This is a genomic window from Actinomadura harenae (assembly GCF_003696215.1).
Classification (GTDB): domain Bacteria; phylum Actinomycetota; class Actinomycetes; order Streptosporangiales; family Streptosporangiaceae; genus Spirillospora; species Spirillospora harenae.
The window spans coordinates 13,521-36,213 of record NZ_RFFG01000063.1 but is presented as its reverse complement, the minus strand read 5'-3'; the positions used below and the strand labels follow the sequence as shown (position 1 = coordinate 36,213).

Below are 22,693 nucleotides of genomic sequence, written 5' to 3'. Positions count from 1 at the left end.
CGGGATGGAAACTGCCGTGACGACGTCCGCCGCGCTGGTGCGGCTCGACTGCACCGTCCGCTGCTATGCCTGGGGCTCGCGGACGGTGCTGGCCGAGCTGCTCGGACGCGTGCCCGGGGACGAGCCGCAGGCCGAGCTGTGGGTCGGGGCGCACCCGGAGGCGCCGGCGCGGCTGCGGGCGGACGGGCGGACGCTGCCGGAGTACATCGCGGGGGACGCCGGCGCGGCGCTGGGGCCGGACGCGGGGGAGCGGCTGCCGTTCCTGCTGAAGGTGCTGGCGGTGGAGCATCCGCTGTCGCTCCAGGTGCATCCGGACGAGCGGCAGGCCCGGGAGGGGTTCGCGCGGGAGAACGCCGCGGGGCTCGCGCCCGACGCGTCCGACCGGAACTACCGGGACGACTCGGCCAAGCCCGAGATGGTGTGCGCGCTGACGCCGTTCGACGCGCTGTGCGGGCTCCGGGAGCCGCGGGAGGCGGCCGGGCTGGTCGGGGCGCTGGGGGTCCCGGCGCTGGACCAGGTCGTGGCGGCGCTCGCGGCGGGCGAGGCGAAGCGGGCCGTGGAGATGCTGCTGACCTGGCCGTCCGGGCGGCGGGGGGCGCTGATCGAGGACGTCCGGAAGGCGTGCGCCGGCCTTTCCGGCGAGCCGTACCGGGTGGTCGAGCTGCTCGCCGGGCTGCATCCGGACGACACCGGCCCGGTCACGTCGCTGCTGATGAACCTGGTCCGGCTGGAGCCGGGGCAGGCGCTGAACGTGCCGCCGCGGACGCTGCACGCCTACCTGCGCGGGACGGCCGTGGAGATCCTCGCGAGCTCGGACAACGTGCTGCGGGGCGGGCTGACGCCCAAGCACGTGGACGTCGCGGAGGTGCTGGCCGTCGCGGACTTCGGGGCGTTCGACCCGGTGCCGCTGAGGGCCGTGCCCGCGCCGAACGGCGAGGGCGTGTTCCCGTCCCCGTCGGCGGGGTTCCGGCTGACGCGGTGCGTGCCGGGGGCGGAGGAGATCGTCCTGGACCGGCCGGGGCCGAGCGCGCTGCTGTGCCTGGACGGCGCCGTGACGGTGACCCGGGACGGCCGCCACGAGGAGCTGCGCCGGGGCGAGGCGCTGTTCGTGCCGTTCAAGGGCGGGCCGGTCGCGCTGACCGGCGAGGGCGAGGTGTTCCGCGCGACCCTGGCGTGAGGGGGCTCGCGTGGTGACGCAATCGCCCGCTTACTAGGCTCGGCGGGCATGAGCGGCGATTACCTGTACTGGGAGACGGTCCCGACCCGGTGGAACGACAACGACGTGTACGGGCACGTCAACAACGTCGTCCACTACATGCTCATGGACACCGTGATCAACCAGTGGATGATCCGGACGGCCGGGTTCGACCCGCTGGGCGGCGGCGCGATCGCGATGTGCGTGGAGTCGCACTGCGTGTACAAGGCCGAGGTGTCCTTCCCCGACACGATCCGGATGGGGCTGCGGGTCGGGAAGCTGGGGCGGTCCAGCGTCCGCTGGGAGATCGGGATGTTCCGGTCGGACGGGACGCTGGTCGCCGAGGGGCATTTCGTGCACGTGTTCGTCGGCCGGGAGAGCCGCCGTCCGCAGGAGATCGCCGATCCGATCCGGTCGGAGATGCAGAAGCTGGTGATCGCGTGAGCCTGACGACCCGGGCGGCCGTGCTGGTGGAGTCGGGACGGCCCGCGCCCTACGCGGAGTCGCGTCCGCTGGAGGTCGCGGAGCTGCGGCTGGATCCGCCGGGGCCGGGGGAGCTGCTGGTCCGGGTGGGCGCGGCGGGGCTGTGCCATTCGGACCTGTCGGTGATCAACGGGTCGCGGCGGCGGCCGCTGCCGATGGCGCTCGGGCACGAGGCGGCCGGGGAGGTCGTCGAGGCGGGCGAGGGCAGCGGGTTCGCGCCGGGCGACCGCGTGGTGCTGGCGTTCGTCCCGGCGTGCGGGGAGTGCGAGCGGTGCGTGTCCGGACGGCCCGCGCTGTGCGGTCCGGGCGCGGCGGCGAACGGGGCGGGAACGCTGCTCGGCGGCGGCCGCCGGTTCGCCCACGCCGACGGGACGCGTCCGCACCACCACCTGGGCGTCTCGGCGTTCTCGGAGTACACGGTGGTGTCGGCGAAGTCGGCCGTGCGGGTCGACGCGGACCTGCCGATGGAGATCGCGGCGCTGTTCGGCTGCGCCGTCCTGACCGGGGCGGGCGCCGCCCTGTACAGCGCGAACATCGTCCCGGGCGACACGGTCGCGGTGTTCGGGCTGGGCGGGGTCGGCCTCGCCGCGTTGCTGGCGGCCCGCGCCGCCGGGGCCGCGCGGATCGTCGCCGTGGACGTCGTGGACCACAAGCGCGACCTGGCGCTGCGGCTCGGCGCGTCCGGGGCGGTGGCGGGCGGGCCGGACGCGGTGGAGGCCGTCCGGGAGCTGACCGGCGGGGGCGCGGAGAAGGTGATCGACACGACCGGGGTCGCGGCCGTCCTCGCGCAGGCGTACGCGGCGACGCGGGCGGGCGGGACGACCGTGACCGTGGGGCTGCCCGATCCGTCCGCGCCGCTGACGCTGCCCGCGCTGAGCCTGGTCGCCGAGGAGCGGACGCTGCGCGGCAGCTATCTGGGGTCGTCGGTGCCGCGCCGGGACGTCCCGCGGTTCGTCGGCATGTACCGGTCGGGGGTGCTGCCGGTGGACGCGCTGCTCTCGCACCGGCTGACCCTTTCCGAGGTGAACGCGGGGTTCGACCGGCTGGCCGCCGGGGACGCCGTCCGCCAGGTGATCACCTTCTGATCGGACGGGCTTTCCGGCCGCGGGAGTTTCTCCTGACCGTTCGCCAGGTAGGTCCGGATCATGACTGTGTACCGGGTGGTGTACGGACCGGCGGAGCAGCCGGTCACCGAGGAGATCGAGGCCGACCAGATCGTGGAGGAGGGCGGGATCGTCACGTTCTTCAAGGGCGACGACGCCGTCCTGCGCGTCCAGAAGGCGCACATCCACAACCTGCCGGACCTCCCGATCCAGAGCTGAGGACCGGGAGGCCCGGGACGCCTACCGCGCGCCGGCGTCGCCGTTGAGGCGGGAGCGGCGCCGTCCGTAGCCGAAGTAGACGACGCAGCCCAGGACGAACCAGACCGCGAACCGCACCCAGGTCTGCCACTGGAGGAAGGTGATCAGCCAGATCGAGAAGCCGATCCCGACCAGCGGGACGACCGGCATGAGCGGCGTGCGGAACTCCCGGGGCAGGTCAGGGCGGCGGTAGCGGAGCACGATCACGGCCGCGCAGACGACGATGAACGCCAGCAGGATGCCGATGTTGGTGAGCTCGGCGGCGTCCGCGATCGGGAAGAACCCGGCGATCAGCGCGGAGCCCGCGCCGAGGATCCAGGTGATCCGGGTGGGGACGTGCCGGGTCGGGTGGGTGCGCGCGAACCAGCCGGGGAGCAGGCCGTCCCGGCTCATCGCGAACCAGATCCGCGCCGCGCCCATCATGAAGGTGAACAGCACGGTCAGGATGCCGATGATCGCGCCGGCCGCGATGACGAACCCGACGCCGTTCATCCCGACGCTCTTGAACGCCGAGGAGAACGCGGCGGTCGGGTTGATCTCGGTGTAGGGGATCATCCCGGTCAGCACCAGGCAGGCCAGGACGTACAGGACCATCGAGACCGCGAGCGACAGCAGGATCGCCTTCGGCATGTGCCGCTGCGCGTCCTTGGACTCCTCCGCCGCCGTCGACATGGCGTCGTAGCCGAACACGGCGAAGAACACCGTCGCGGCCCCGGTGAACGCGCCGCCCCAGCCGTGCGGGAAGAACGGCGAGTAGTTCCCGGCGTGGATCTTGAAGACGCCGACCACGATGACCAGAAGCACGATGCCGATCTTCAGGTAGACGGCGGCCGTCTCGAACCGCGCCGCGCTCTTCATGCCGAGGTTCAGGACGTAGGCGATGAGCAGGCAGAGCAGCGCCGCGAACAGGTTGATCTTGTAGCTGTGCGCGGCGACCCCGGCCGGTTCGGTGCCGGGCGCGCCCATCATCCAGGCCGGCAGGTGGACGTGCAGGAAGCCGAGCAGGTCGTTGAAGTACCCGGAGATCCCGATCGCGACGACCGCGACGATCGCGGTGTACTCGAGCAGCAGGTCCCAGCCGATGGCCCAGCCGGTGAACTCGCCGAGCACCGCGTACCCGTAGGTGTAGGCGGATCCGGCGCGCGGGATGAGCCCGGCGAACTCGGCGTAGGAGAACGCGGCGGCGGCGCTCGCGACGCCCGCCACCAGGAACGAGATCAGGACGGCCGGTCCGGCGTCCTTGTGCGCGACCGCCCCGGCGAGGGAGAAGATCCCGGCGCCGATGATGCCGCCGATGCCGATGGCGGTGAGCTGCCAGAGGCCGAGCGTCCGGGTGAGCGCGGCCCCGCCGCCCCCGCCCTCCTCCTCGATCCGGTCGATGGGTTTGCGTCGGGTCAGGTCGCCGAACAGCGCCATGGGCCGTGCCCTCCTCCGCGGTGTGTCCCCCGACTCGGAAAGGTCTCCAAGATCGTCACATATCGCTATCGAGAGGGGAAGGTCCCCCTGACCGGCCGTTAACCCGCGGCGCGCGATCCTGCGTCGATGACCAGCCGACGGACGCTCCTGGGCGCGGCGGCGGCCGCGCCCCTCCTGGCCGCCTGCGAGGGGGCCCGGCACGGCGCCGCGAGCGCCGCGGGCTCCGGCGCCGACCTCGTGATGATCATCCGGCACGGTGAGAAGCCGCCCGCGCAGGGCGCCCCGTACGGCGTCACCGAGGACGGCGTCCGCTCGGACGGGTCGCTGACCGTCCGCGGCTGGACGCGCGCGGGCGCCCTGGCCGTCCTGTTCGCCGATCCGCGCCGTCCGGGGCTGCGCCGTCCGGACCGGATCTTCGCCGCGAGCCCCGGCGGCGGCGCCGGCGGTGCCGGTGGCGGCAAGGCCCTGCGCCACAGCCAGACCGTCACCCCCCTGGCCGGACGCCTCGGGCAGCGCCTCGACCTCACCTACACCAAAGGCGAGGAGCGGAAGCTCGGCAAGCACCTCGCCCGCCTCACCGGTGTGACCCTCGTGGCCTGGGAGCACAAGGCCATCCCCGACATCGCCCGGGGCCTCGGCGCCTCCGTCCCCGCCTGGCCCGACGACCGCTTCGACCTCGTCTGGCTCTTCGCCAGATCGTCCACCACCTGGAGGTTCTCCCAGGCCTCGCAGCTCCTTCTCCCCGGCGACCGCCCGGTGTGACGGTCACTCCTCGGGGAGGTAGAGCAGGGCGTGGACGGCCCGCCGCTGGACGCCCGCGTCCCACAGCGCCACCGCGCCCGCGACGAGACCGTCCAGTTCGGCGAGGTGGTCGGCCCGGCCCGTCCGGCGCTCGGCGTCCCACGCGCCGACCCAGCGGGCGTGCGCCGCGTTCAGGTCGATCAGCCGGACGGCCGTCGTCTCGCAGAACGCCCGGACGCCGTGCCGCCGCATCGTCCCCCACGCGGACGCGGGGGACGAGACGAGCGGACCCGTCCAGCGTTCGGCCAGGTCGGAGAGGTCGAGACGGCCGACCCGCTCGTCCAGCTCACCCCAGAGCCGGGACCGGTCGCCGTGCTCCAGCAGGCGGGCCAGCAGCGCTTCGGCCCGCTCCAGGTTGACGGCCTTGGCCCGGAGGACGCCGTCCACGCCGCGCCGCGTCCGCGCGGCCCCCGACCGGACCGCGTGGACGGCCTCGCCGAGCCGGACGGCGTACCCGCCCTCCAGCGACAGGCACCGGGAGAGCCGGTCCCAGGCGTCGACCGGCCCCCTCTCCGCATAAGATCGGAGAATTGCATTTCCCTGGAATCCCATGAAGAACACCCTCCCGAGGCAGTGGAGAACGCGGGTGTCTCCATTCTGGGAGCGGTGATCTGAGGGGGCCACACAGCCGTCAGCCCAATTATCCACACAAGGCTGGATCAATCGGAGACCCCGGCGGACACTAGCGTTGTGTCGGAATATCGGGGAAATGACTTGCTTCGTCGAGCCCGGACCGCCCTCGGGTACTCACAGCATGAGTTCGCCGAGCGACTCGGCGCGTTCATGCGTGAGAATCTCAAGATCAATGTCGCCCCCAACGGTAATCTCGTCGGCCTCTGGGAAAGGGGTGAAGTCCGTCCGGGCCGGAAATATCGGCAGGGGCTGAGCTCCTTCACCGGCCTGTCCGAGACGGATCTGGGGTTTCCGGAGGCTTGGGTTGGCAAAGCGCCGATCGTGTCGCGAGTGACGGCGCGGGTCGTCGGGCAGGATTCCCGGGACGACGAAGAGGCGGGTGAGAACGTGCTCCGGCGAGAACTGCTGATGCTGGGCGGCGTGACGCTGGCCGGGGGGCTTGTCGGCTCGTCCGCCGATCCGGTGACCGGCCCGATCGAAGCGGTTCTGGTCGCCGCGCCCGAGCGGATCGCGACACCGGGCGTCCCGGTCCTGCGGCGGGTGCTCGACCGGGCGTGGCGGGCGTACGCCGACTGCCGGTACGCCGAGGCGGCCCGGGGGCTTCCCCGGCTGATCAACGCGGCCTCGGTGGGACGCGACGACGGCGTGGGCGAGGAACGGGCGCGGTACTCGGCGCTGCTCGCGCAGGCGTACATCCTGTCGTGCGAACTCGCGGTGAAGCGGAACGAGAACAGCCTGGCCTGGGTGTCCGGCGACCGGGCGCTCCAAACCGCGCGCGCGAGCGGCACCCCGTCCGTCGTGGCCGCCGCGTCGCTCGCCGTCGGAATGTCCATGCGCCGCGTCGGACGCTGCGACTCGGCGACCCGGCTTCTCGCCGGGACCGCGAACGACCTGGTGCGGCACGCCCGGCCCACGCCCGAGACCCTCGCCGACTACGGGTCGCTGCTGTGCGCGGCGTCCTACGCGGCGGCGCAGGGCGGTCGCGACGGCGTCGCCCTGGACCTGCTGGACGAGGCGGAGCGGGCGGCCGTCCGCATCGGCGGGACGTCCGCGCGGACCGCCGGGCACCGCTCGTTCACGCCGACGAACGTGGACGTCTACCGGATCAGCGTGTGCACCGCGCTCGGCGACACCGCCGCCGCCCTGGACGCCGCCGACCGGGTCCGTCCGCACCGCCTCGCCTCGGCCGAGCGCAGGCAGCGCTTCGTGATCGACAAGGCCCGCGCCCTCGTCCGCCACGGCCGCACCGCGGACGCGTTCGTCCTGCTGAGGACGGCGGAGGCGACCGCCCCGGAGGAGTACCGCCGCCCCTCCGTCCGCGCCCTGGTGGGGAACATCATCCAGGCCCCCGGCCCGAAACCGCACGGCCTGTACGAGATGGCCGCCCGCATCGGCGCCCCCCGCTGACAAGCACTCGGGACGCTCGACGTCCCGACGGCGCGAAACGCGATGAGTTTTCGGGGAACCCGCGGTCTGAGCGTGCGAATGATCGGAGCACGCACGTGCCCCTCCCCGGAAGGAAGAGCCCATGGCCTCACTGGTCCTCAAGATGTCGGTCTCGCTGGACGGCTTCGTCGCACCGGCCGACGGGAGCGGCGACTGGATCGCCGCAGGGGGCTCCGCCGACGCCCTGAGCTGGAGTGTCGAGACCGTGAGCAACGCGGCCGCGCACCTCATGGGCTCCGCGTCCTACAAGGTGATGGCCGCCCACTGGCCCGGCGACTCCGGGCCGTTCGCGAAGCCGATGAACGAGATCCCCAAGATCGTGTTCTCCGACTCGCTCACGTCCGCCGACTGGCCCGAGACGACGATCGTCCCCGGAGACCTGACCGAGGCCATCACCCACCTCAAGAAGGAAGAGGAGGACGGATACCTTCTCGCCCACGGCGGCGTCCGTTTCGCCAGGTCACTGGTCGCGACGGGCCTGATCGACGAGTACCGCCTCATCGTCCACCCGGTCATCCTGGGCACAGGCGAGCGCATCTTTCTCGAGCGCCTCAACCTCACCCCGACCAGCACCACCGCCTTCACCGCCGGAGCCGTGGCCCACACCTTCACACCCCAGCCCTGACCAAACGCACAAGGGCCCCGGCCGCACCCAGCGACCGGGGCCCACCAAGCCCGAAGGGACGTCCGTCAGGCCGCAAGTTCCCGAACGGACCGGACGAACGAACGCCACTCCCGCCCGTCCAACACCAGCCGACCCCGATCAGGCGCCTTGGAGTCCCGCACCCCCACTGATCCCGTCAGATCCGCAACCTCCACGCACTGCCCGCCCTCGTGTCCGCTGTGACTGCTCTTGCGCCACTGTGCCGCTGCCTGATCCACCAGCTTCACAATTCCTCCAGGAGTCTCCTGATCAGAGCAAGTGACTCTGATACGGAAATGGCATATCCCCTGAGCGTCTCGTAACGCAACAGGTATTTGGCGACCTGCGTGCGTTCGTTGATCAACATCCCGGTTCCTGCGGATTCCGTGTAGCCAACGTGGGTGCCATCCTCTAGGCCAAGGACAGTGAAGCTCCCGGTCAGGCCCGGGTGGTATCCGGTATCCGCCGGAATCACGCTGATCGAGACGTTCGGAAGCTGCGCGGCATCGATCAGGGCCTGATACTGCTCGCGCATCACCTTCTTGTCGCTCACCTGCCTGCGCAGGGCGACCTCGTCGATGACGAAGAAGCAGTAAGGGGCGTTCGGCTTCGTGAAGATCTCCTGGCGCTTGAGTCTCTCTGCCAACAAGCCCTCCGCCAAGTCCGGGAACTCGTTGGCGCTGAACACAGCGCGCGCGTATGCCTCGGTCTGAAGCAGGCCATTGATCAGGTTCGCGTCGAAGAAGCGGCAGGACGTCGCCGTGCCCTCGTAGATCAGGTACTCGGGGAAGCCCGGGGGGACGGCGGCGTGGAGCTCGATCTCCTTGGAGAGCTCCCACATGCGGAGGAAGATGCCGTCCGTCTTGAAGAACGTGTCGAGGTCTTCGGCGCTGTCCTTCGAGATCTTCTTTCCGCTCTCCATTTTTGATACCCATCCGGGGGAGCAGCCGAGTTTGGACGCGAGCTGCTCCTGTGTGAGATCGAGGCGAGTGCGCATGCGCTGCAACTCGCGGCCGAAGAACGCGCAGGCGGGGTTGAGGACGTTCGACATTCGACCCTCCCGGGGAGCTTGACCGGACGCGCCGGTCACGTTGGATCCCACCTGACCAGGGGGCTGGTCGGGCGGTGGTCTTGCCCAAGCCCTTCCGAGAATAACCCCGTGACTGTGATGGTGTTCACACGAATTCGAAACGGTTCTCAAACGCGAAGGTTCTCCCGATATGGACATGCGGCGCATCCCCGACGGCGCAGCTCTTGCCGCCCTTGAAGAGGATTTCCCGGCGTGGAGATTCATCCTCAGCGATAAGGGACGCTGGTGGGCACTAAGAGGCCCGCTGTCGATGGACGAACTGCACGAGCGGGACGCGTTCGACGCCGATACCGCCACCGAACTGCGGGCCGCGCTGCGCGCGCACGGGTGGGGGAACGGGAAGTTGGGAGGCTCCCGATGACCCCGCCTTACGGCCACAGCCCGGCTCGCCGGGGGGAGGGGACGGCGTGGCCGGTGAGTGGGCCCCCACCCTCACCGTCCGCGCCCCCTCCCCCCACTCCACCCCGCCCGTCCGGCGACGTCTCGTACATCCTGAGGAGGGACGTCCCGGACGGGCGGCACCCCACGCCCATCGCGCGTCTGCGCGCGTGCTTTCCGGGCATCCACTGTTGGTGGGGTGTCTTCACGTTCAGCTGGTGGGCCTACGTTCCCGGCCCTGGCCTCGGCTACCTGATCGAAGCCGAAACCCCCGACCAACTCGGCGACCGCCTCGCCCGCCTACGCGCCCAGTCCGGCCTCTGAACAGACGTGGTGGTGATTTCGCGTGAGCTCGTTCGACTATGACTTCTGGAAGTGTGAGCCCGAGGTGTGGACGGGCATGCAGGTTCACTGGCATTGCCATTTGTGGCGGGCTACCGGGGATCAGTACCGGAGTGACGCCCAGCGGCGGGATCCTTCGTCCGACCTCGCGCCGCTCGTGGTTCAGGAATGGCTTCAGAAGTCCCCGCGGCTCATCGATCACGTCGCGCGGACGCCGGAGGACGGTGTCGCCTGGTTGTCCCGGCAGTGGGACGACCTGAAGTCGAAGGTCGCGGGCGCGTCCGCCCCTTCGGATGAGACGCGGCTCGGGACGGCCCTCTACGAGCTGCGTCTGGGCCAAGGGGTGGCGTGGGGGTTCTGGACGCTCGACTCGTCCTACTTCGTCGGCCTGTACGTGGTGGCCGCCGAGCAGGACTGCCACTGACCCGGAGGTAGCGTTCACTTCCAGTTCAATGCAACGATAGTGAGAGTGTTCGTTGCGTTAGCGTCGAGGGCGTTGCAACAATATTGCGGGCATGAACTGCGGTGATGTTTGTTTCATGCAACGTCGAGCTTGTAGAGATGTGGAAAGCAACGTAGCGTTTGCATTGTTCGAAACGACGGGCGGCATCGGTCGCCCCAGTCCCTCAGGAGCTCACGATGCAGAAGTTCGACACCGCCGCCCCGATCGCCCTCGTCCTGGACGTCCCCGCCGGGCGGGTTCGGATCATCGCCGTCGAGCAGGACGAGACCACCGTGGTGGTCCTGCCCGCGAACGACTCCAAGGGCCGCGACGTCAAGGCCGCCGAGCAGACCACGGTCGAGTTCGCGGACGGCGTCCTGCGGATCGGCGCGGCAACCGCCGGCAACCAGTACTTCGGCTCGTCCGGGTCCGTCGAGGTCACGGTGCAGCTGCCCGCCGGGTCCACCGTCGAGGCGAAGTCGGGCAGCGCCGAGCTCGTCACCACCGGACGCCTCGGCGACGTCGCCTTCGAGGGCGCGTACCGCGAGATCAAGCTCGACGAGGTCGCGGGCCTGCGCCTCAAGGCCGTGGACGGCGATGTCGAGGTCGGGCGGATGAGCGGCTCCGGTGAGATCTCCACCTCGCGGGGAGACATCACGGTCGGCGAGGCCCAGGGCGGCAAGGTCGTGCTGGCCACCCAGACCGGTGACATCACGGTCGGCGCGGCCGCGGGCGTCTCCGCCTCGCTGGACGCGGGCGCCGGCAACGGCCGCGTCACCAACTCCCTCAAGAACGACGGCACCGTCGCGCTGGAGATCCACGCGACCACCCCCAACGGCGCCATCACCGCCCGCAGCCTCTGAGTGGGCGGGCGCGACCGACCGGCCGATCAGCGGCGATCGAGGTTCCCTCGGTCGCCGCTTCGGTCGTCCGCCGGCTTGAGGCCTGTAGGTTCCGGGCGTGAGCGACGACAAGATCCGGATCCGGGACGCGGAGGCGGCGGACGCCGCTGTGATCGCGGAAATCCACATGACCTCTCGGTCGCAGACCATGCCCTATCTGCCCCCACAGACGCATACTCGCGAGCAGGTGACGCAGTGGGTCCGGGACGTCCTTTTGAAACAGTGCCGTGCCTGGGTCGCCGTGCGCGATGCGGAGGTCGTCGGCTACGCGGCTCTGGACGGCGACATGCTCGACGACCTCTACCTACGCCCGGACGTCCGGCGACAGGGAATCGGCACGCTCCTTCTCGACGAGGTCAGGCGGCATAGCCCCGACGGGCTGTCCCTGCACGTCTTCCAGCAGAACACCGACGCCCGCGCGTTCTACGAGCGTCGCGGCTTCACCGTCCTGGACACCAACGACGGTGAGCGCAACATGGAGAACCTGCCCGACATGACACTTCGCTGGACGCCGGACACCACTCGGTGAGTGCTGGTGGGACGGGCGGCCGCAGGCCGATGGCGTCGAGCGCCATCGGCCTATGGACGGGACGAGGTCACACGCGCTGGAGCTCGGCGACGGCCTGTTCCGGGACCTCGATGACGACCGAGTGCAGCGAGTCGATCCGGGAGACGATCGCCTCCCGGGGGCCGTGGCGCCACTCGTCGCTGGAGTAGAACGCGTCCTCCTGCTCGCGGTGCTGCTCGACCGAGGTGAACGCGCGCAGCAGGTACGCCTCCTCGTGACCGTCCTCGGCCACCAGGGACGGCCCGCAGTCGACCACGCGCAGCCCGGCCTTCTCCAGCAGCGGCATCGCCTCCTCCCGCATCACGCGGAGGAACTCGTCGCGGGTGCCTGGCTTGAGGCGATATGTACGCATCTCGAGAATCACGAGGGTCATCCTTCGCAGGGGGTCCGATCGGCCGCGACCAGGTTCCTGATCATGGCGATCGGACTCTACAAGCCGCCGCCCGGGGTGGTCTCCGGAAGCCCGGAGGCCACCCCGGGCGGTCAGGCCGGGGAGGCGACGGCGATGTGCGGACGCCCGGTGAGCGGATGCGGGCCGATGTGGGCGCGCACGCCGAACACCTCGGCGATGAACGCGGGCGTCAGCACCTCCAATGGCGGCCCGGACGCCTGGACGCGTCCGTCCCGCAGGACGACGACGTGGTCGCAGTAGGCGGCGGCATGGTCGAGATCATGCAGCGCCGCCACGACGGTGAGCCCCAGCGAACGGACCAGGTCGAGCAGGCCGAGCTGCGCGCCGACGTCCAGGTGGTTGGTCGGCTCGTCCAGGACGAGCAGCGGCGCGCGCTGCGCCAGCGCCCGCGCCAGCAGGACGCGCTGCCGCTCGCCACCGGACAGCGTCGCGAACAGGCGGTCGGACCTGCCGTCCATCCCGACCCGCTCCAGAGACTCCGCGATGACCGCCCGGTCGGCCTCGGACTCGCGGTCGAGCAGCCCCTGGTGCGGGCCGCGTCCCATCGCGACGACCTCGGCGACCGTGAACTCGCCGCCCGGATCGCCGTGCTGCGTGACGGCGGCGCGGCGGAGGGCGGCCGTGCGGGGACGCATCCGCCACAGGTCGTCCCCGTCGAGCGACACGACACCGGTGGACGGACGGAGCGTCCGGTACACGGTGCGCAGCAGCGTCGACTTGCCGCTGCCGTTCGGGCCGATGAGCCCGACGAACTGCCCCGGTTCCGCGGTCAGCGCGACGCCCGTGACGATGTCGGTGCCGTCGACCGTGGCCGTGACATCGGAGAGATCGAGACGCATCAGGCCGTCCCTCCCGTCCGGCGGCGCAGCAACCACAGGAAGAACGGCACGCCGATCGCCGTCGTGAACACGCCGACGGGCAGCTCGTTCGGACGGTCCACGGTGCGTGTCGCCAGGTCGACGACGACCAGGAACACCGCGCCGAGCAGCGTCGCGACGGGCAGGACGCGCCGGTGGTCGGCCCCGACCACGAACCGGGCCGCGTGCGGGACCATCAGCCCGATGAACCCGATCCCGCCGACGACGCTGACCGCCGTCGCCGTGAGCAGCGACGCGATGGCGAGCAGCGTGATCCGCAGCGTCCGGACCGGGGTGCCGAGCGAGGTCGCGGCGTCGTCCCCGGCCAGCAGCGCGTTCAGCTTCCGGGCCTGGGCGAGCAGGTACAGCGTGCAGGCGGCGATGACGGCCGCGGGCAGCCGCAGGTCGTTCCAGGTCGCGCCCGCGACGCTCCCCATCAGCCAGAACATCAGCTTCTGCAACTCCGACGGGTCCAGCTGCAACTGGACATAACTGGTCGCCGCCTGGCACAGGTACCCGACGGCGACCCCGGCCAGGACGAGCCGCGAGTCGAGCAGCCGCCCGCCGCGCTGCGCCAGCACGTACACCAGCAGGACGCTGACCAGAGCCGCCGCGAACGCCGCGCCCGTCACGCCGAGCCCGCCGAGCGCGGGCGCCCCGAGCGCCGCGACCAGCACCGCGCCGAGCGACGCCCCGGACGAGACGCCGAGCACGTACGGATCGGCGAGCGGGTTGCGCACCAGCGCCTGAAGCGCGACGCCCGCCGCGCTCAACCCGGCCCCGACGAGCGCCGCGACCAGCACGCGCGGCGTCCGGATGTCCCAGATGACCTGGTCGTGCAGCGGATCCGCGCCGCCGCTCCCGGTGACGTGCGCGACGATCACGCGCCACGTCGCGCCGAGCGGCACCCCGACCGACCCGAGCGAGATCGCGACGACGCACACCACACCGAGTGCCACCGCCAGCCCGGCCACGAGCACCCCCGTCCACACCCCCGACACGAGATGTGGACGCCGCGCCGCCCTGCCGCCATCGGCCCGAGCGGCGTCCGCCCTGCCGCCGCCCATGCGGGCTGCTGCGTTCTCGTTCGTGTCAGCCAACGCCGTGCACCGCCTTCGCGATGCGCTCGACGGCCCAGGCGTTGAGCGGGCCGAGGAACGCTCCGTCCGACACCGTCGTGTAGGTGCGCGTGCGGGACGCCGACCACTGCGGGTACGCGGCGAACAGGGCGCGGGCCTCGGCGTCCGGGTCCTCCTTGGCGGAGAAGACGCCGACGACCAGCACGTCCACCCGCGCGGTCGCGAGCTGCTCCTTGTTGAGGGTGCTGGTGGTGTCGCGGTCGCGGCCCGCGAAGGCGTTGACGCCGCCCGCGGCGCGGATCACGTCGTCGGTGATGCGCCCGGTCATGACGGCGGGCAGCCCGTTCGCGTTCATCATCGCCATCCCGGGATAGGCCAGCAGCACCTTCCGGGTGGGTTTCCCGGCGACCGCGCGCTGGACGTCGTCCACGCGTTTCCGCAGGTCGTGGACGACGTCGGCGGCCTTGTACTGGACGTCGAAGATCCGTCCGAGCAGCAGCAGGAACGCCCGGGACGAGTCGATCGACACGCCCTCGTACGCCTTCTTCTCGGCGGGCCCCGCCTCCGGCTTGCCGAGCGCGCAGTTGACGGGGTTGACCAGCGTGTTCGCCCCGGCCGCGGTGATCTGCCCGCGCGTGGCGAGCCCGCGCTTGGGGTCGAACCCGCCCGACCAGGTCGAGATGACGAGGTCGGGCTTGGCCGCGAGGGTCTGCTCGGCGGGGACCTCGAAGTTCCGGTTCATCGTGAGGCCGCCCTTGGGGAGGGCGGCGACGCGCGCGGTCATCGACGGGTCGTCCGAGACGCCGTACGACTGGGCGTTGGCGAGGACGCGTCCCTGCAGGCCGAGCAGCACGAAGCTCTCGGACTCGGCCACGGACGTCCCGTTGAGGATCAGCACCCGCTCGGGCGGACGCGTGAACGTCACCTTCTGTCCGCAGTTGTCGACACTGAACGGATAGGTCGTCCTTCCGGGAGAGGTCAGGACGTCGTCGAGCGCGTCCGTCGACGAGCCGGTGCCAGCGCCCGCGCATCCGGCGGACGTCAGGAGGGCGGCCGTGACGGCCGCGAGGGTCCTGCGTTTGAACATGAGGGGTCGTTCCCTGTGATCCGGTGGTGGAAAGGGCATGCGAGGCACGCCCGACCGGCCCACCGGCCACGAACGATCCGAGGGGGCTCAGGCGGCGTGCGACGCCGCCACCGGAGGCCCGCGACGCCGCACGGCCCGTGCCAGCAGCACACCGAGCCGGGGAGCGGGGGAGTCGGCGAACGCGATCCGGGACGGCCGCCACGACTCGGCCGGACGTCCCAGCACCAGCAGGACGACGGCGGCGACGGCGAACACCGCGCCCCACAGCCACCACAGCGCGCGCTCGGCCCCGGCCAGCAGCACCGACGCGGCGAGCGCCGCGACCGCGTGCCCGGCGATCATCGACCAGGTCAGGCCGCCCGCCGCCATCGCGGGCGGCGGCGCCATGCCGTGGTGGACGCCGGGACCGCTGAACACCGTGAACGCCACGTGGAACGCCACCTGCGCCCAGCCCACGACGACGAGGATCTTCCAGAACGACATCATCCGGCCCGCGACCGCCACGCACAGCAGCCCGACCACGGCACCGGTGCCGAGGACCGCGGGCAGCGGCGGGACGCAGCAGGCGCCGCGCGCGCCGAGGGTGTGGCCCGCGAGCGAGAGCGCGGTGCAGGCGGCCGCGAGGAACAGTCCCCGCGCGCACCGCGGCGCCGCCGCTCCCGGAGTGATCACGAAGGCAAGCCTAAGATCCTTTTTCCCGTGGCCGCATGCCGACCCCCGCCGTGGGGCCACGGCGGGGGCCGGCGGCACCGGGACTACTTGCCGAGCTGGTTCAGGAACCAGGTGGCGAGCGGCTCGGTGACCAGGCCGTGCGGGGAGTTGGTCTCGTCGCAGACGAACGCGTCGAGGTCGTACTGGTCGGGGTCGAGGTCGTTGGCGCGGGTCGTCAGGTCCATCGGCCAGGCGACCGGGTCGAACGAGGCGGCGACCGCGCTGATCGTCGGGACGAAGCAGGTGTTCTCGAAGACCGGGTCGATCTCGATCCCGAGCTCCTCGGCCACCAGCTTGAACGAGTCGAGCGTGCCGCCCGGAGCGCCGTCGTGGGCCGGGACCGCCGTGGTCGTCGAGTTGGCCCGCCACAGGATCTTCTTGCCGCCGATGTACTGGTCGACGCCGCCGTCCGGCTGGGTGAGGGCCGTCGCCTGGACGCCGAGCGGGCCGTTCCAGTCGAAGACCTGCGCCCCGGCGGGCACGCCGTTGCCGGTGCCGTCGCCGCGTCCGGACGCCATGCCGAGCTTGATCGGCCGCATCGGGAACCAGCCGACGGCGCGCAGGTCCTCCAGGAACTGGGCGCGCAGCGGGCTCGCCGTCGCGACCGGGCCGGAGTAGTCCTCGGACGGCACCCACGCCCACAGCAGCTGCTGCGCGGCGGGGCTCTTGATCAGGTCGGCCTGGGACGGCTGCCCCGGCTCCGGCTTCTTGCCGTACTTCTCGGAGAAGTAGGCGAGCTGCTGGAGGATCAGCGGGACCCACGCCCCGTTGTGCGGCGAGTCCAGCGAGAAGTACCGCGCGGTCCGGTGGTCCATGCGGTTTCTCTCGAGCCGGGCCAGCGCGTAGCGGGTGATGAGCCCGCCCATGCTGATCCCGCCGACCGTCAGGTCCTCGTCGCCCACGCTCTCGGCGATGGCCCGGAAGATGCAGGACGCCGCGACGCCCGCGTTCGCCTGGATGTAGGTGTGCCGCTCGCCGAAGCCGAGCAGGATGACGTCGTGGCCCCGCTGCCGGAGCTCGTCGAGCAGGCCCGGCTGCCCCTCGGTGTACGGGGTGTTCAGGTAGTCGTACAGGCCGGGCATGTCGCTCGGGCCGTACCGGAAGCCGTCCGCGAGGATCAGGGGCCGCCGCAGCTCGGAGTGCCCCTGCCCGAAGTAGACGTGGGCGGTTCCGGTGGCGGGAAGGCCCTGGTAGCTCCAGGCGCCGATCAGCTCCCACTCCAGGTCCGGCGGACGGTGCGCCGCCGTGGTGTTCGGGTAGGGCGGCGAGAACAGCACCCCGGTGGGGAGCGCCGCCTCGACCTGGGCGATCTGGCTTTCGGGGAGCGTCTCGTCCTGCGAGGGCTTGTTGCCGACCTTGACGTCGATCCGAGCTTCCACCGGCACCTCCGAGATCCAGGGGATGTTGCCTCCCCTTCTCTACGTGGAGGACTTCGATGGTGACAACACGCTCTCCATTAAGGACGGTGAGTGACTTTCGGTGAGTCCTGAATCCGCTCCTTACAGGAGTCGGACGTCCAGAAAAGGTGTTCCGGGCCTCGTGACCGGCGGAAGTGTCGGCGTAGCTGTCGGCGGAACTGTCGGAGGCGGATGTGAGGGTGGACGGCATGCGCGCACTGACACTGGACGAGATCGCGGGGGCCCTGCGGGCGAGCTGGGCGGGCGACACCTGCTCCCCGGACGACCTCGAACGCGCCCCCTGGACGCCCGGCAACCCGGCCTGGGGGCACTGCGACATCACGTCCCTGGTGGTGAACGACTTCTTCGGCGGACGCCTCGTCTGCGGCGAGGTCCTCACGGCCGACGGCGAACCCGTGTGCGCGCACTGGTGGAACCTGCTCGACAGCGGCCTCGAGATCGACATGACGCTGGAGCAGTTCCTCGACGGGCAGCGCGTCGTCCGGTGCGAGACCGTCGAGCGCCCGCTCCCCTACCCGCGCATCAGGCAGGACGAGTACCTCCTGCTGCGCGACCGCGTCGCCGAGCACCTCGGCTGGTATCCGGAGCTAGGGGGTGGTGACGTGCTCGAGGATGAGGCGGTCCAGGTCGGCCGCTAGGGCGCGGTAGTTCTCGCGCAGGGCCGGGCCGGGCCAGCCGGGTGGGAGGAGCTCGTCCGGGAGGATCGGGTCCTCCAGCAGGTGGCGCAGGACGGCGGCCGAGATCGTGAACCGGTCGGCGAACGTGCGGCACGTGCCGAGCGCCTCCAGGAGGGCGTGGGCTGTGCCCGCCCATTCGGTGAGGTCCCAGAGCGTCGCGGCGAGCTCCACGGGGGAGCGCTCGGGGCCGCCGGTGAGGAAGACGCACTGGCTCTCGACGATCTCGGGGCGCGGACGCGCCAGGTTCGCCGGGCGCAGCCACGTGCCCTCGCGGAGTTCGGCCAGGCGTAGTTCCGACATGGCCTGGCGGAGCGCCGCGCGGGCGGCGGCGGGGCGGCGCTCGGCGGTGACGACGGCGATCTCCCACATGCCGTCCCAGGGGCGGGTGCGCGGGTCGCGGGACTCGTCCAGGCGGCGCTGGCGGGAGAGCAGCCGCTCGGTGAGCGCGTACGCGCCGTCCTCCTGGACGAGGTCGCCGGACGCCACCATGCGCGACAGCGCGACCCGGACGGTGCCCTCGGCGATGCCGAAGCGCTCGCCCACGCGCACGAGGTAGCGCGCCGGGAGCCGGGGCGGATGCACGCCGAGAAGCGTGCTGAGCACGACCGACCGGGCGGTGAGCGGGCGCATTCCCAGATGGTTCGTCATCCTGAGCCGGACCCTACCGGCCCCCACCCTCACAACGCTTACCCGACCGCTGCGCGGGCCCCGGGCCTGGGGCGGGCCGGGGTGGGCTCGTACGCTGCCGGGGATACCGAACGACGCTCGGAGTGTGGTGCGCATGACGTCCTCCCCGCCTTCCCCTTCGGCCTCCCGGCCCGCGCGGCCCGGGCCCGCGTCGTCGCGGACGACTCCGCCGCCCGGTGCGCCGGCGCCCGCGCCGTCCGGCGAGGGGGCCGCGGTCATGCTCGCCTCGCTGGCGGGGTTCGACGGGTGCTTCGGCTGCGGCAGCGAGGCCGAGAGCGGCCTGCGCATCCGCCACACGGGGGTCGAGGACGGCGTCGTGACCTGCGAGTTCACCGTCCGAAGAGAGCATCAGGGCGCGCCCGGCCTCTGCCATGGCGGGGTGCTCGCCACCGCGATGGACGAGGCGCTCGGCGGTGCGGCCTGGCTGCTCGGAAACCGTTATGTCACCGGACGGCTGGAAACCGACTACCTCGCGCCGGTCCCGGTCGGGTCGGACGTCCACGTGCGGGCATGGTGCACCGGCCTCGACGGTCGTAAGGCATACCTCGAAGGTGAGGCGCGGGTGGGCGGGCCGGACGGGCCGGTCGCGGTCCGGGCCGCCGGCGTGTTCATCGAGGTTCCGCAGGAGCACTTCGTTCCGGAAAGCTGACGCGGACGCGGCCGACAGCGCCATGCTGACGGGCGAAGCCGCCGATGCCGACGGGCAAGGGCGGCGGGTCGGGCCGGCTACCAGAGGAGCTGATCGTCATGGGTGTTCGCGTCGAGCGCGACGGGACCGTCACCACCGTGATCCTGTCCCGGCCCGAGGTGCGCAACGCGGTGGACGGGCCGACCGCCGAGGCGCTGGCCGAGGCGTTCCGGGCGTTCGACGCCGACGACGACGCGTCGGTGGCCGTCCTGTGGGGCGAGGGCGGGACGTTCTGCGCGGGCGCCGACCTCAAGGGCCTGGGCGACGGGCGCGGGAACCGTGTCGCGCCGGACGGGGACGGCCCGATGGGCCCGACGCGGATGCGGCTGTCCAAGCCGGTGATCGCGGCCGTCGCCGGGCACGCCGTCGCGGGCGGGCTGGAGCTGGCGCTCTGGTGCGACCTGCGGGTCGTCGAGGAGGACGCGGTGTTCGGCGTCTACTGCCGCCGGTGGGGTGTCCCGCTGATCGACGGCGGGACGTTCCGGCTGCCGCGGCTGGTCGGGACGTCCCGCGCGATGGACATGATCCTCACGGGGCGTCCCGTGGACGCGGACGAGGCGTACGACATCGGCCTGGCGAACCGGGTCGTCCCGGCGGGGACGTCGCGGGAGGCGGCGGAGGAGCTGGCGGCGTCGCTGGCGTGCTTCCCGCAGTCGACGCTGCGCAGCGACCGGTTGTCGGTGCTGGAGTCCGAGGGACGGCCCGACGAGGAGGCGATCGCGGTCGAGTACCGGCACGGCCTGGGGTCGCTGGACACGGCCGTCACCGGGGCCGCGCGGTTCGCCGCCGGGCATGGTCGGCATGGGGATTTCTCCGACATCTAACGACAAGATCGACAAGGCTTGACCGAATGGGATTCGGCTTCTAGGTTCCGTAACGGACCATCCTCCCGAGGAGCCGAGATGACACTGACGGCAGACGAGGCCGGCCGGGCCCTCGCGAACCCGGCGGCCTACGCCGACGACGCCCGGTTCCACGAGGCGCTCGCGCTGCTGCGCCGCGAGTCCCCGGTGCACAAGGTCGAGCCGGAGGGCTACAACCCCTTCTGGGCGGTCACCAGGCACGCCGACATCCTCGAGGTCGAGCGGCGCCACGACCTGTTCCGGAACGCGCCCCGGCCCATCCTCGGAACCGCCACGTTCGACCGGATGAACGCCGCGCGCATCGCCCAGGGCACCGCGATGCGCACGCTCATCCACATGGACGACCCCGACCACCGGGTCATCCGGGCGATCGGCGCCGACTGGTTCCGGCCCAAGGCGATGCGCGCGCTCGAACCGCGCGTCCGCGAGCTGGCCCGCCGGTACGTCGACCGGCTCGCCGACCTCGGCGGACGCTGCGACTTCGCCCAGGAGGTCGCCGTCCACTTCCCGCTGTACGTGATCCTGTCGCTGCTCGGCCTGCCCGAGTCGGACTTCGACCGGATGCTGAAGCTCACCCAGGAGCTGTTCGGCGGCGACGACGAGGAGATGCAGCGCGGCACGACGCCGGAGGAGAAGCTCGCCGTCGTCCTCGACTTCTTCGCCTACTTCCAGGAGCTCACCGCCGCCCGCCGCGCGCACCCCACCGACGACCTCGCCTCGGCCATCGCCAACGCCCGCGTGGACGGCGAGCGGCTGAGCGACATGGACACCGGCTCCTACTACGTGATCATCGCGACGGCGGGGCACGACACCACCTCGTCCACGATCGCGGGCGGGCTGCACGCCCTGATCACCCACCCCGACCAGCTGGAACGGCTGCGCGGCGACCTGTCCCTGATGCCCCTCGCCGTGGACGAGATGATCCGCTGGGTCACCCCGGTCAAGGAGTTCATGCGGACCGCCACGACCGACTACCGGCTGCGCGGCGTGACGATCCACGAGGGCGACTCGCTGCTGCTGTCCTACCCGAGCGCGAACCGGGACGAGGACGTCTTCGACGACCCGTTCCGCTTCGACGTCGGCCGCGACCCGAACAAGCACCTCGCGTTCGGGTTCGGCGTCCACTACTGCCTGGGCGCGACGCTCGCGCGGATCGAGGTCCGCGCGTTCTTCGAGGAGCTGCTGCCCCGCCTGGAGTCGGTCGAGCTGGACGGCGAGCCCACCGGCATCGCCACGACGTTCGTCGGCGGCCTCAAGCGCCTGCCGATCCGCTACGTCCTGAAGGGCTGACCGGGGCGTGGTCACCGCGAAGGCCGGGGTCACCGCGACGGCGGGAGGCACCGCGAAGGCCGGGGTCACCGCGACGGCGGCGGTCCTGCGCGCCCACGACGGCCCGTACACGCTGGAACCGGTGGAACTGGCCGAACCGGGCCCGGGCGAGGTGCTCGTCCGGATCGCCGGGGTCGGCATGTGCCACACCGACCTGCTCGGACGCGTCCCCGGCGACCGGGTGCCGAAGCCCGTCGTGCTCGGGCACGAGGGATCGGGCGTCGTCGAGGCGGTCGGGCCGGGCGCGAGCGGGCTCGCCGTGGGCGACCACGTCGTCCTGTCCTACGACTCGTGCGGGCTGTGCGCGAACTGCGGCGACGGACGGCCCGGCTACTGCGTCCAGATGGCGCGCCTCAACCTGGCCGCCGCCGTTGTGGACGGCCGTCCACGGGCTTTCGACCGGGCCGGATCGCCCGTCCACAACCGGTGGTTCGGGCAGTCGTCGTTCGCGTCGCACGCGATCGCGACCGTCCGGAACACCGTGAAGGTCGATCCGGAAGCGCCGATCGAGATCCTCGGGCCGCTCGGCTGCGGGATCCAGACGGGCGCCGGGTCGGTGCTGCTGGCCCTTTCGGTCCGTCCGGGAGAGGCGATCGCCGTGTTCGGCGCGGGCGCGGTCGGGCTGTCCGCCGTGATGGCCGCGCGGCTCGCCGGCGCGAACCCGATCGTGGCCGTCGACCTGCACGCCTCCCGCCGCGACCTGGCCCTGGAACTGGGCGCGACGCACGCCTTCGACGGCGCCGACCCCGACCTCGCCCGGCGGCTCCGGGCCCTGGTTTCGGACGGTTTCCACCACACGCTCGACACGACCGCGCGGCCCGACGTCGTCGCGACCGCCGTCGCCGCGCTCCGCACGACGGGCGTCTGCGGCCTCGTCGGCGTGGGTAGAGAGGACTATCGACTCGATTCCACCCTCATGCTGATGGGACGGACGGTTCGGGGCATCATCGAGGGCGATGCCGTTCCCCGGACCTTCGTCCCCCGGATGATCGACCTGTGGCGGCGCGGCCTGCTGCCGTTCGACCGCCTCGTCCAGACCTATCCGCTCGCCGACATCGCCCGCGCCGAGGCGGACGCGATGTCCGGCACGACCGTGAAGCCCGTCCTGCTGCCGTAGGCCCGAAGTACCGCCGCAGGCCCGCAGGGACGGATCCCCACCCCGCTCTTCCGCGACGTCCGTGAAAC

Annotated in this window: 27 protein-coding genes; 16 read left to right on the top strand and 11 right to left on the bottom strand. The window is 71.7% G+C overall.

The features are described 5' to 3' along the window. The first annotated feature begins 4 nt into the window (after positions 1-4). Genes manA through EBO15_RS44510 form a run of 4 tightly spaced genes read left to right on the top strand, consistent with a single transcriptional unit; the run spans position 5 to position 3,000 of the window. On the top strand, positions 5-1,177 hold the full coding sequence (gene manA / locus EBO15_RS28925) for a mannose-6-phosphate isomerase, class I (protein ID WP_199744875.1): 1,173 nt from the start codon (positions 5-7) through the stop codon (positions 1,175-1,177). Between the two features lie 48 nt (positions 1,178-1,225). Next, positions 1,226-1,639, top strand: coding sequence for an acyl-CoA thioesterase (locus tag EBO15_RS28920; protein ID WP_122197618.1), 414 nt, complete (start codon positions 1,226-1,228; stop codon positions 1,637-1,639). Further along, complete coding sequence (locus EBO15_RS28915) at positions 1,636-2,763, top strand: zinc-binding dehydrogenase (protein ID WP_233616503.1); 1,128 nt, start codon at positions 1,636-1,638, stop codon at positions 2,761-2,763. The genes EBO15_RS28920 and EBO15_RS28915 overlap by 4 nt, the downstream gene beginning before the upstream one ends. A 60-nt stretch (positions 2,764-2,823) precedes the next feature. Then, positions 2,824-3,000, top strand: a complete 177-nt coding sequence (locus EBO15_RS44510; RefSeq protein ID WP_158628376.1) for a hypothetical protein — start codon at positions 2,824-2,826, stop codon at positions 2,998-3,000. A 21-nt stretch (positions 3,001-3,021) separates the two neighbouring features. On the opposite strand, the gene EBO15_RS28910 is transcribed toward EBO15_RS44510, so the two are convergent. Beyond that, positions 3,022-4,455: an amino acid permease gene (locus EBO15_RS28910; RefSeq protein WP_122197617.1), complete on the bottom strand. Its 1,434-nt coding sequence runs from the start codon at positions 4,453-4,455 to the stop codon at positions 3,022-3,024. Positions 4,456-4,581: 126 nt separating this feature from the next. Between EBO15_RS28910 and EBO15_RS28905 the strand changes: the two genes are divergently transcribed. Continuing rightward, positions 4,582-5,217: a histidine phosphatase family protein gene (locus tag EBO15_RS28905; protein WP_199744874.1), complete on the top strand. Its 636-nt coding sequence runs from the start codon at positions 4,582-4,584 to the stop codon at positions 5,215-5,217. Between the two features lie 3 nt (positions 5,218-5,220). Here the strand turns inward: EBO15_RS28905 and EBO15_RS28900 are convergent, their stop codons facing one another. Continuing rightward, positions 5,221-5,808, bottom strand: coding sequence for a hypothetical protein (locus EBO15_RS28900; RefSeq protein ID WP_147481690.1), 588 nt, complete (start codon positions 5,806-5,808; stop codon positions 5,221-5,223). 411 nt (positions 5,809-6,219) lie between these two features. On the opposite strand from EBO15_RS28900, the gene EBO15_RS28895 reads away from it, so the two are divergent. Both EBO15_RS28895 and EBO15_RS28890 read left to right on the top strand, forming a co-directional pair. Further along, positions 6,220-7,296, top strand: a complete 1,077-nt coding sequence (locus EBO15_RS28895) for an XRE family transcriptional regulator (RefSeq protein WP_122197615.1) — start codon at positions 6,220-6,222, stop codon at positions 7,294-7,296. Positions 7,297-7,417: 121 nt separating this feature from the next. Further along, positions 7,418-7,960, top strand: a complete 543-nt coding sequence (locus EBO15_RS28890; protein ID WP_122197614.1) for a dihydrofolate reductase family protein — start codon at positions 7,418-7,420, stop codon at positions 7,958-7,960. Between the two features lie 65 nt (positions 7,961-8,025). Here the strand turns inward: EBO15_RS28890 and EBO15_RS46285 are convergent, their stop codons facing one another. Together EBO15_RS46285 and EBO15_RS28885 are read right to left on the bottom strand one after the other, a co-directional pair. Continuing rightward, complete coding sequence (locus EBO15_RS46285; RefSeq protein WP_233616505.1) at positions 8,026-8,217, bottom strand: DUF397 domain-containing protein; 192 nt, start codon at positions 8,215-8,217, stop codon at positions 8,026-8,028. Positions 8,218-8,222: 5 nt separating this feature from the next. After that, on the bottom strand, positions 8,223-9,029 hold the full coding sequence (locus tag EBO15_RS28885) for a helix-turn-helix domain-containing protein (protein ID WP_233616502.1): 807 nt from the start codon (positions 9,027-9,029) through the stop codon (positions 8,223-8,225). A 169-nt stretch (positions 9,030-9,198) separates the two neighbouring features. Between EBO15_RS28885 and EBO15_RS44505 the strand changes: the two genes are divergently transcribed. From EBO15_RS44505 to EBO15_RS28870, 4 genes are all read left to right on the top strand, one after another. Continuing rightward, positions 9,199-9,429 carry a hypothetical protein gene (locus tag EBO15_RS44505; RefSeq protein WP_158628375.1) on the top strand — a complete coding sequence of 77 codons (231 nt, stop codon included), beginning with the start codon at positions 9,199-9,201 and terminating at the stop codon, positions 9,427-9,429. Between the two features lie 363 nt (positions 9,430-9,792). Further along, positions 9,793-10,212 (top strand): hypothetical protein, encoded by a 420-nt coding sequence (locus EBO15_RS28880; RefSeq protein ID WP_122197613.1) that lies wholly within the window; start codon positions 9,793-9,795, stop codon positions 10,210-10,212. Positions 10,213-10,427: 215 nt separating this feature from the next. Beyond that, positions 10,428-11,093: a DUF4097 family beta strand repeat-containing protein gene (locus tag EBO15_RS28875; RefSeq protein WP_122197612.1), complete on the top strand. Its 666-nt coding sequence runs from the start codon at positions 10,428-10,430 to the stop codon at positions 11,091-11,093. Positions 11,094-11,190: 97 nt separating this feature from the next. Next, complete coding sequence (locus EBO15_RS28870) at positions 11,191-11,661, top strand: GNAT family N-acetyltransferase (protein WP_122197611.1); 471 nt, start codon at positions 11,191-11,193, stop codon at positions 11,659-11,661. A gap of 67 nt (positions 11,662-11,728) precedes the next feature. Here EBO15_RS28870 and EBO15_RS28865 read toward each other — a convergent pair whose 3' ends face one another. The 6 genes from EBO15_RS28865 to EBO15_RS28840 form a co-directional block, all read right to left on the bottom strand. Then, a complete protein-coding gene (locus tag EBO15_RS28865; protein WP_122197610.1) occupies positions 11,729-12,064 on the bottom strand; it encodes an NIPSNAP family protein in 336 nt (111 codons plus the stop codon). 119 nt (positions 12,065-12,183) lie between these two features. Then, on the bottom strand, positions 12,184-12,951 hold the full coding sequence (locus EBO15_RS28860; RefSeq protein WP_122197609.1) for an ABC transporter ATP-binding protein: 768 nt from the start codon (positions 12,949-12,951) through the stop codon (positions 12,184-12,186). Then, a complete protein-coding gene (locus EBO15_RS28855) occupies positions 12,951-14,069 on the bottom strand; it encodes a FecCD family ABC transporter permease (RefSeq protein ID WP_233616501.1) in 1,119 nt (372 codons plus the stop codon). Before EBO15_RS28855 ends, EBO15_RS28860 begins: the two co-directional genes overlap by 1 nt. Beyond that, entirely contained in the window at positions 14,062-15,135 is a 1,074-nt protein-coding gene (locus EBO15_RS28850; protein WP_122197607.1) for an ABC transporter substrate-binding protein, read from the bottom strand. The genes EBO15_RS28855 and EBO15_RS28850 overlap by 8 nt, the downstream gene beginning before the upstream one ends. Positions 15,136-15,222: 87 nt before the next feature. Further along, positions 15,223-15,807 carry a hypothetical protein gene (locus EBO15_RS28845; protein ID WP_122197606.1) on the bottom strand — a complete coding sequence of 195 codons (585 nt, stop codon included), beginning with the start codon at positions 15,805-15,807 and terminating at the stop codon, positions 15,223-15,225. Between the two features lie 83 nt (positions 15,808-15,890). Continuing rightward, positions 15,891-17,225, bottom strand: coding sequence for an esterase/lipase family protein (locus tag EBO15_RS28840; protein WP_122197605.1), 1,335 nt, complete (start codon positions 17,223-17,225; stop codon positions 15,891-15,893). Positions 17,226-17,452: 227 nt separating this feature from the next. Here EBO15_RS28840 and EBO15_RS28835 point away from each other — a divergent pair, with 227 nt between their 5' ends. Continuing rightward, on the top strand, positions 17,453-17,902 hold the full coding sequence (locus EBO15_RS28835; RefSeq protein WP_122197633.1) for a YunG family protein: 450 nt from the start codon (positions 17,453-17,455) through the stop codon (positions 17,900-17,902). Here the strand turns inward: EBO15_RS28835 and EBO15_RS28830 are convergent. After that, entirely contained in the window at positions 17,852-18,571 is a 720-nt protein-coding gene (locus tag EBO15_RS28830) for a PaaX family transcriptional regulator C-terminal domain-containing protein (RefSeq protein ID WP_233616500.1), read from the bottom strand. The genes EBO15_RS28835 and EBO15_RS28830 overlap by 51 nt on opposite strands. A 274-nt stretch (positions 18,572-18,845) precedes the next feature. Here EBO15_RS28830 and EBO15_RS28825 point away from each other — a divergent pair, with 274 nt between their 5' ends. The 4 genes from EBO15_RS28825 to EBO15_RS28810 all read left to right on the top strand — a co-directional run bounded on the left by EBO15_RS28825 (position 18,846) and on the right by EBO15_RS28810 (position 22,625). Further along, positions 18,846-19,277: a PaaI family thioesterase gene (locus tag EBO15_RS28825; protein WP_233616499.1), complete on the top strand. Its 432-nt coding sequence runs from the start codon at positions 18,846-18,848 to the stop codon at positions 19,275-19,277. 44 nt (positions 19,278-19,321) lie between these two features. Beyond that, positions 19,322-20,140 carry a crotonase/enoyl-CoA hydratase family protein gene (locus EBO15_RS28820; protein WP_233616498.1) on the top strand — a complete coding sequence of 273 codons (819 nt, stop codon included), beginning with the start codon at positions 19,322-19,324 and terminating at the stop codon, positions 20,138-20,140. Positions 20,141-20,218: 78 nt separating this feature from the next. Further along, positions 20,219-21,469, top strand: a complete 1,251-nt coding sequence (locus EBO15_RS28815) for a cytochrome P450 (RefSeq protein ID WP_122197603.1) — start codon at positions 20,219-20,221, stop codon at positions 21,467-21,469. Between the two features lie 7 nt (positions 21,470-21,476). Continuing rightward, entirely contained in the window at positions 21,477-22,625 is a 1,149-nt protein-coding gene (locus EBO15_RS28810) for an NAD(P)-dependent alcohol dehydrogenase (protein ID WP_122197602.1), read from the top strand. Positions 22,626-22,693 lie beyond the last annotated feature (68 nt).